Origin of the sequence: Allobosea vaviloviae (assembly GCF_001298265.1) — a bacterium.
GTDB classification, from domain to species: Bacteria; Pseudomonadota; Alphaproteobacteria; order Rhizobiales; family Beijerinckiaceae; genus Allobosea; species Allobosea vaviloviae_B.
The window spans coordinates 1-8,036 of the sequence record NZ_LGSZ01000091.1 but is presented as its reverse complement, the minus strand read 5'-3'; the positions used below and the strand labels follow the sequence as shown (position 1 = coordinate 8,036).

At 64.9% G+C, this 8,036-nt stretch carries 11 protein-coding genes; all 11 read right to left on the bottom strand.

Going from position 1 to position 8,036, the window contains the following annotated elements:
- A partial coding sequence (locus tag AE618_RS25965; RefSeq protein ID WP_248311027.1) for a tripartite tricarboxylate transporter substrate-binding protein occupies nucleotides 1-343 on the bottom strand: 343 nt, incomplete at its 3' end.
- Nucleotides 344-405: 62 nt separating this feature from the next.
- A complete protein-coding gene (locus AE618_RS25960) occupies nucleotides 406-1,377 on the bottom strand; it encodes a CPBP family intramembrane glutamic endopeptidase (RefSeq protein ID WP_054211961.1) in 972 nt (323 codons plus the stop codon).
- A gap of 127 nt (nucleotides 1,378-1,504) precedes the next feature.
- A complete protein-coding gene (gene rplQ, locus AE618_RS25955) occupies nucleotides 1,505-1,921 on the bottom strand; it encodes a 50S ribosomal protein L17 (RefSeq protein ID WP_054211960.1) in 417 nt (138 codons plus the stop codon).
- A gap of 115 nt (nucleotides 1,922-2,036) precedes the next feature.
- Entirely contained in the window at nucleotides 2,037-3,053 is a 1,017-nt protein-coding gene (locus AE618_RS25950) for a DNA-directed RNA polymerase subunit alpha (protein WP_054211959.1), read from the bottom strand.
- 88 nt (nucleotides 3,054-3,141) lie between these two features.
- Nucleotides 3,142-3,531: a 30S ribosomal protein S11 gene (gene rpsK, locus AE618_RS25945; protein WP_054144247.1), complete on the bottom strand. Its 390-nt coding sequence runs from the start codon at nucleotides 3,529-3,531 to the stop codon at nucleotides 3,142-3,144.
- 177 nt (nucleotides 3,532-3,708) lie between these two features.
- Nucleotides 3,709-4,077, bottom strand: a complete 369-nt coding sequence (gene rpsM / locus AE618_RS25940) for a 30S ribosomal protein S13 (protein WP_054211958.1) — start codon at nucleotides 4,075-4,077, stop codon at nucleotides 3,709-3,711.
- Nucleotides 4,078-4,315: 238 nt separating this feature from the next.
- On the bottom strand, nucleotides 4,316-4,900 hold the full coding sequence (locus tag AE618_RS25935; RefSeq protein WP_054211957.1) for an adenylate kinase: 585 nt from the start codon (nucleotides 4,898-4,900) through the stop codon (nucleotides 4,316-4,318).
- A complete protein-coding gene (gene secY, locus AE618_RS25930) occupies nucleotides 4,900-6,237 on the bottom strand; it encodes a preprotein translocase subunit SecY (protein ID WP_054211956.1) in 1,338 nt (445 codons plus the stop codon). Before secY ends, AE618_RS25935 begins: the two co-directional genes overlap by 1 nt.
- 246 nt (nucleotides 6,238-6,483) lie before the next feature.
- Complete coding sequence (gene rplO / locus AE618_RS25925; RefSeq protein WP_054211955.1) at nucleotides 6,484-6,963, bottom strand: 50S ribosomal protein L15; 480 nt, start codon at nucleotides 6,961-6,963, stop codon at nucleotides 6,484-6,486.
- A gap of 13 nt (nucleotides 6,964-6,976) precedes the next feature.
- A complete protein-coding gene (gene rpmD, locus AE618_RS25920) occupies nucleotides 6,977-7,174 on the bottom strand; it encodes a 50S ribosomal protein L30 (RefSeq protein ID WP_054211962.1) in 198 nt (65 codons plus the stop codon).
- A 10-nt stretch (nucleotides 7,175-7,184) separates the two neighbouring features.
- Entirely contained in the window at nucleotides 7,185-7,745 is a 561-nt protein-coding gene (rpsE, locus tag AE618_RS25915) for a 30S ribosomal protein S5 (protein ID WP_054211954.1), read from the bottom strand.
- Nucleotides 7,746-8,036: the final 291 nt, after the last annotated feature.

The window sequence follows — 8,036 nt, the reverse complement described above, 5'->3', positions numbered from 1 at the left end:
GGAAGCGGGCGTGGTTGTATTGCAGGTCGGGATAGATGGGGTGGGGGGCGGCATTCGTGCGGCTGTTGCCGACCACGATGGGGTAGCCGTCGGGCCCCGCCTGGGCGCCCCGCGACAGCGCGCCGGCCCCCCCCGCCCCGCCCATGTTCTCCATCACGATGCGCTGCCCGAGCACCCGCCCCATCTCGTCGCCGACCAGCCGCGCGATGACGTCAGACGAGCCCCCGGCCGCGAAGGGCACGATCATGGTGATGGGTTTGGAGGGGTAGTCCTGGGCAGAAAGCGGTGAGCCCATCGCGACGAGCGCGAGCGCCGCCGCTGAAACAAGTGATCTGGCGTTCATGCTAAACCCTGCCGTGGCGTTCCGCGTTGAATGGACGAGCAGCCTAGCATCTCTGGCCGACGCTAACCAAGGGGCCGAGGCCGGGACAGTGATCGCAGGCGCACCGGCGAGGCCGGATGCACGAGCAGCATCTGCGCAACGAGGATGGTCCCCACGCCGATGACGCCGAGCATCAGCGCTTGCTCCAGCGTCCAGCCAGCCTCCCGGATCGAGCGCCCCGTGAACAGAACTCCGCCATTGAATCCCGGCTGCGACGAGAACAGCAGGAAAGCGCCGACGTTGTTGCCGAAATGAGCGCCCATCGCGGCCGCAAGGTTGCCGGTCTTGATCAACAGATAGCTCATGCTCAGCGCGAACACACCGATCGTCGCCAGAACCGACAGGTTGATGGCCGAAGAGGCCTCGCTTTCCCAATGCAGCGCCGTGAACAGGATCGTCGGAACGCCCAGCCAGACCACAGGCGTCGCATAGCGTGCGGCCAGCGTCTGATGCAGATAGCCGCGGAAGAGGATTTCCTCTGCCGAGGTTTGCACGAAACAGCAGACCATCAGCGGCACTGCGGCAATGAGCCAGCCCGACAGGCTGATGTGTCCGCGCTGCACAGTCGGGTCGACCAGCAGAAAGAACGGAATCGCGATCAGGCCGACGACGAAGGTGACAAGGGAAGCGCGCAGGAAATCCGACCAGAGCACTCTGCGTTCGACACCGAAGAGATCTCGAACCGATCGCCTGTGAAGAATCCGCATGACGAGCCAGACGCCGGCCCAAATCCCGGCAAATGACAGCAGAACCGTGCCTGAGAACAGCGGGTCGGCCGCCAGCGCCTGATAATCCAAGGTGGCGAAAACGGCGTCGATGCTATCGGTTCTGCCGCCGCTGCGCGCCACGAACAAAGCGACACCCGCCGCCACAATCGCGATACCCAGAGCGATCCAGATGATCGCCACAGCGAGAAAGCCCGCGAGGACGCGCCAGACGCCGTTCCTGCCGCCACGCGCAAGACCGACATACGCATTGAAACGACCTTGCTCCATCAATCTCCCCGCCCGATCCCGCCGAACCGCCCCACACGCTCCCACCGACGAGACGGCAGCGCCTCCGACGCAAAAAAGGGCGACCCGAGGGCCGCCCTTTCGAATCCGTTGCGACCGAGGAAAACCCTCAGGCCGCCTCGTCGTCCGCCGTGAAGACCGGGCCGGAATCCTTGCCCTTGGCCTCGACGTCGCGATCGACGAACTCGATCACGGCCAGCGGGGCGTTGTCGCCGAAGCGGAAGCCCGCCTTCATGATGCGCAGATAGCCGCCATTGCGCTCCTTGTAGCGGGGACCAAGCACCGCGAAGAGCTTACCGACCAGGACGACGTCCTTGATCTGCGCGATCGCCTGGCGGCGGGCATGCAGGTCGCCGCGCTTGGCGAGCGTGATCAGCTTCTCAACGACCGGGCGCAGATCCTTGGCCTTGGGCAGCGTGGTGGTGATCTGCTCGTGCTTGATCAGGGCCTGGGACATGTTGGCAAACATCGCCTTGCGATGCTCGACCGAGCGGTTGAAACGACGACCGCGAAAACCGTGACGCATGGGTGGCTCCTTCGTTGATTTACGGCCGCCGTGCCACGGTACGGCCGTCCTTTATGCTCCAGCGCTCATGCACCGGGCGGGGAAACGGCGCGGGATCAAGCCCGCGCCGGCTGGATCAGTAGTGCTCCTCGAAGCGCTTCGCGAGCTCTTCGATGTTCTCCGGCGGCCAGCCGGTCACGTCCATGCCGAGATGGAGGCCCATGGTGGCGAGGACTTCCTTGATCTCGTTCAGCGACTTGCGGCCGAAGTTCGGGGTGCGCAGCATCTCGCCTTCCGACTTCTGGATCAGGTCGCCGATATAGACGATGTTGTCGTTCTTCAGGCAGTTCGCCGAACGCACCGACAGCTCGAGCTCGTCGACCTTCTTGAGCAGCGCCGGGTTGAAGGGCAGCTGCGGCGCGGTCGAGACGGCCTCTTCCTTGCGCGGCTCCTCGAAGGTGATGAACACCGCGAGCTGGTCCTGCAGGATGCGGGCGGCGAGCGCCAGCGCGTCCTCAGGGGTCACCGAGCCATTGGTCTCGATGTTCAGCGTCAGCATGTCGCGGTCGAGGTTCTGGCCCTCGCGGGTGTTCTCGACGCGGTAGGAGACCTTCTTCACCGGCGAATACAGGCTGTCGACCGGGATCAGGCCGATCGGCGCATCTTCCGGACGGTTCTGCTCGGAGGGGACGTAGCCCTTGCCGGTGTTGACGGTGAACTCCATGCGGATCTCGGAGCCCTCGTCCAGCGTGCAGAGCACGAGGTCGGGGTTCAGGATCGAGACGTCGCCGATGGTGTTAATGTCGCCGGCGGTAACGGTGCCCGGGCCGGTCTTGCGCAGGGTCATGCGCTTGGGGCCCTCGCCCTGCATCTTGACCGCGATGGCCTTGATGTTGAGGACGATGTCGGTCACGTCCTCGCGGACGCCGGGGATCGACGAGAATTCATGCAGCACGCCGTCGATCTGGACGGCGGTGACGGCCGCGCCCTGGAGCGAGGAGAGCAGCACGCGACGCAGCGCGTTGCCGAGCGTCATGCCGAAGCCGCGCTCCAGCGGACGGGCGATGACGGTCGCCTGACGCTTCGGATCGTCTCCGACCTTGATTTCGAGCTTGTTGGGCTTTGACAGATCCTGCCAGTTCTTGCTGATCACGACCGCACTCCTGGTGCTTGAATTCAATGGCGGCGGCGGGCCGCCCCGGACAGGCGCCCGCCGGTGCGGGCGCCTCGAAGATCACAGCTCAGACGCGACGGCGCTTGCGCGGGCGGCAGCCATTGTGCGGGATCGGCGTCACGTCGCGGATCGAGGTCACGGTGAAGCCCGCGGCCTGCAGGGCGCGAAGAGCCGATTCACGTCCCGAACCCGGGCCGGTGACTTCGACTTCCAGCGTGCGCATGCCGTGCTCGGCAGCCTTGCGGGCAGCGTCCTCGGCGGCGACCTGGGCGGCATAGGGGGTCGACTTGCGCGAGCCCTTGAAGCCCATCGTGCCGGCCGACGACCACGAGATCGTGTTGCCCTGCGCGTCGGTGATGGTGATCATGGTGTTGTTGAACGAGGCGTTCACATGCGCGACGCCGGAGACGATGTTCTTGCGTTCGCGGCGCTTAACGCGCTGGGCTTCCTTGGCCATAGTCTGTCTTTCATCCTTCGAGCGCGCCCGTGATGCCAGGCGCTGGGGAGCAGAACGTCATGGTCGGGCCTGACCCGACCATCTCCTGCAGGAAGAGGCGCGTATCGCGTCTTCGGGACGAGATGCTCGGGGCAAGCCCGAGCATGACGGTTGGACGATCTTCGGGTTAGCCGAAGATCACTTCTTCTTGCCGGCGATCGCCTTCGGCTTGCCCTTGCGGGTGCGCGCATTGGTATGCGTGCGCTGACCGCGAACCGGCAGGCCACGGCGATGACGCAGGCCGCGATAGCAGCCGAGATCCATCAGGCGCTTGATGTTCATCGAGACTTCGCGACGCAGGTCGCCCTCGACCAGATAGTCGCGGTCGATCGCTTCGCGGATCTGGAGCACTTCCGCGTCGCTCAGCTGGTTGACGCGACGCTCGGCGGCGATGCCGACCTTGGTGCAGATTTCCTGGGCCTTGGACGCACCAATGCCGTGGATGTACTGGAGGCCGATGACCACGCGCTTGTTGGTCGGAATGTTGACGCCGGCGATACGTGCCATGACGATCTCTCCATGTCAGCTGGCAGACGCCCAGTGGCGCGCCAGCGGTTTCAAAGATGCCTCGCGCCGGTGGAGGCCGGCCTTTGCGAAACGCTGAGCCTGATCCACGCGAGAACGCGACGTCGCCCCTTCTCGCGAAGGTAACGGCATCGCTCGCATGAAACCGGAAGTGGGGTCGTTAGTCGTTTGGGCGCGCCGAGTCAACCCGCCGCGCCCAAGAAGCGTGCCAACGCCGAAATCAGTGTCCCGCCAGCGCCTTCTCGATCGCGGCTGTGACCTCGTCGACCGTCTGCATGCCGTCGATCTCGATGACCTGGCCGCGCGCCGCATAGTAAGGCGAGACCACCGCCGTGTCGCGGTTATAGGCTTCCAGCCTGGTCTTGAAGACCTCCGGATCGTCGTCCTTGCGGACCGGCTGCCCAGCCGCCCTCGCCTCCTCGGCGCGCTTGACGATGCGATCGACGAGCTTGGTCTGGTCGACCTTCAGCTCCAGCACCGTGTCGAGCTCGAGGTGCTTGGAGGCGAGCATCGCGTCGAGCGCCTCTGCCTGGGCCAGCGTGCGCGGGAACCCGTCTAGGATGAAGCCCTTCTTGGCGTCCGGCTCATCGATGCGGTCTGCGACAATGCCGATGACGATCTCGTCCGACACCAGCCCGCCCGCATCCATCACGGCCTTGGCCTTGACGCCGATTGGCGTCTCGGCGGCAACCGCCGCGCGCAGCATGTCGCCGGTCGAGAGTTGAGGAATGCCGTGCTTCGCGACGATGCGCGCAGCCTGAGTGCCCTTACCCGCCCCCGGCGGCCCCAGGAATATGATTCGCATCAGCGCTTTGCCCCCCGCAGCTTGGCCTTCTTCACCAGCCCCTCATACTGATGGGCCAGCAGGTGTCCGTGGACTTGCGCCACGGTATCCATGGTCGTCGTCACCACGATCAGCAGCGACGTGCCGCCCAACAGAATGATCGGTATCTGGGCATAGGTGATCATGAACTCGGGGATAAGGCAGACGATAGTCAAATACCCGGCTCCGAGCACGGTGATGCGCGTCAACACACGGTCGATATGCTCGGCGGTGCGCTCGCCCGGCCGGATGCCCGGCATGAAACCGCCATGCTTCTTGAGGTTGTCGGCCGTTTCGGTCGGATTGAACACGATCGCGGTGTAGAAGAAGCAGAAGAAGATGATCAGCGCGGCGTACAGGAACATGAACAGCGGCCGGCCGTGGGCGAGATAGGTCGCGATCGTCGAGAGCGGCCCCGTCCCCCCCGAGGCCTGCGAGAAGCTGGCGATCGTGGTCGGCAGCAGCAGCAGCGATGAGGCGAAGATCGGCGGGATGACGCCGGCCGTGTTGAGCTTCAGCGGCAGGAACGAGGTCTGGCCCTCATACATCCGGTTGCCGACCTGCCGCTTGGGATAGTTGATCAGGAGTCGGCGCTGGGCGCGCTCCATGAACACGCAAAACGCGATGACGCAGATCGCCATCACCAGGATCAGCAGCAGCAAGCCGGTCGAGATGGCGCCCTGGCGACCGAGTTCGAGCGTCTGCGCCAGCTGCGACGGGAACTCGGCGATGATGCCCGAGAAGATGATCATCGAAGTACCGTTACCGATGCCGCGGCTGGTGATCTGCTCACCCAGCCAGAGCAGGAACATCGTGCCGCCGACCAGCGTGATCGTGGTCGAGAGCAGGAAGAACGGCCCCGGCTCCAGCACCAGGTTGCCCGAGCCCTGCAGGCCGACACCAATGCCGTAAGCCTGGAACACGGCCAGCACGAGCGTCAGGTAGCGCGTGTACTGGTTCAGGATCTTGCGGCCCTGCTCACCTTCTTTCTTCAGCGTCTCGAAGGTCGGCACGACGCTGGAGAGCAGCTGGATGATGATCGAAGCCGAGATGTAGGGCATGATCGCCAGCGCGAAGATCGCGAGACGGCCGACCGCGCCGCCAGAGAACATGTTGAATAGGCCCAGCACGCCCGATTGCGACTGCTTGAACAGATCGGCGACGGCGTCGGGGTTCATGCCAGGCAGCGGGATATAGGTGCCCAGCCGGTAGATGATCAGCGCGCCCAGTGTGAACCAGATTCGCTTCTTCAGCTCGTCCGCCTTGGCGAACGCCCCAAAGTTCAGGTTTGAAGCAAGCTGTTCAGCCGCCGATGCCATGCGTCCGGTCCTTGGTCTTCATATCCATGGGCACGCAGGTCTGCGCCCGGTCAAATAGTCAAACGGCGGCCAGGGCTTCTGGCCCGGCCGCCGTTCGCGAGTCGTCATTTAAGCGCGAGAGCCGAATGGTTCCAGATAAAAACGCAATGCGTCTCAATCTTGAAGCGGAATCCGCCTCTCACCCGAAACTGTGAGCAGGACTTGCGCCGAAAACCGGTTCCCACTTTTCGGCGCTCTGCTCGCGGATCACGCCTCTGAAGCGGCTGCCGCCAGGATCTTGACCGTACCGCCGGCCTTTTCAATGGCCTCGACCGCCGACTTCGACGCGCCATACACCTCAAAGGCGAGCTTGGTCTTGAGTTCGCCGACGCCGAGGATCTTGACGCCGTCCTTGGCCTGGCGCGTGATCACGCCGGCGGCGACAAGCGCCTCGATCGTGACAGCGCCCTTTGCATCGAGCTTGCCGGCTTCCACCGCCTGCTGGATGCGACCGAGATTGACCTCGTTCAGATCCTTGGCGAACAGGTTGTTGAAGCCGCGCTTGGGCAGGCGACGATACAGCGGCATCTGGCCGCCTTCGAAGCCCTTGACCGCGACGCCAGAGCGGGCCTTCTGACCCTTGACGCCACGACCACCGGTCTTGCCCTTGCCCGAGCCGATGCCACGGCCGACGCGGATGCGCGACTTGTGCGCGCCTTCGTTGTCACGGATGTCGTTGAGTTTCATCGAACGATACCCCTCACTTCGCATCGACGACGCGCACGAGGTGCCTGACCTTATCGATCATGCCTCGCACGGACGGCGTGTCGACCAGGGTCGACTGCCTGCGGATCTTGTTCAGGCCGAGACCGATCAGGGTCTGGCGCTGCGAAGCCTCGCGGCGGATCGGGCTGCCGATCTGCTCGACGACGACGGTCTTGTTGTCAGACTTTGCCATGATCGCACCCTCACGCTTCAACAGCGGCGTCGGTGCCGGCATCGCGGCGACGCGTCTGCAGGGCCGAGACCTTGAGGTTGCGGCGCGCGGCGACGCCACGCGGGCTGTCTTCGTTCTTCAGCGCGTCGAACGTCGCACGAACGAGGTTGTACGGGTTCGAGGAGCCGAGCGACTTCGACACCACGTCCTGCATGCCAACCGCCTCGAAGACGGCGCGCATCGGGCCGCCGGCGATGATGCCGGTACCGGCCGGAGCCGCGCGCAGCACGACCTTGCCAGCGCCGTGACGGCCTTGGACGTCGTGATGCAGGGTACGACCCTCGCGCAGCGGGATCCGGACCAGGCCGCGCTTGGCGGCTTCCGTCGCCTTGCGGATGGCCTCGGGAACTTCACGGGCCTTGCCGTGGCCGAAGCCGACGCGGCCCTTCTGGTCGCCGACGACGACGAGAGCGGCGAAGCCGAAGCGACGACCACCCTTCACCACCTTGGCGACGCGGTTGATATGGACCAGACGGTCCACGAATTCTGAATCGCGCTCTTCGCGATCGCGGTCACGAGGCTCTCTGGCCATTGTCTTTCCTCTTACTTGCGCGGTCGCCGGATCGATGTCCTGCGCCGCTCGCTCGAGCGTTCCTGTTGGAACGACGTCTAAAAAGATAAAGCCCCGGCCCGCCGCTACGCCGGAAAGCGTAGCGGCGGGCCGGTGAATCCGAACTCAGAAGTTCAGGCCGGCTTCGCGGGCCGAGGCGCCGAGCCCCTCCGACACCACGCGGGCCCACCTCGCGCGCGCGCGGCTCACGCGCTCTCCCGTGGCCGAATCCGACGCGGCCCGCGGCCTGTCGACCCACACGGCGCCCCCCCC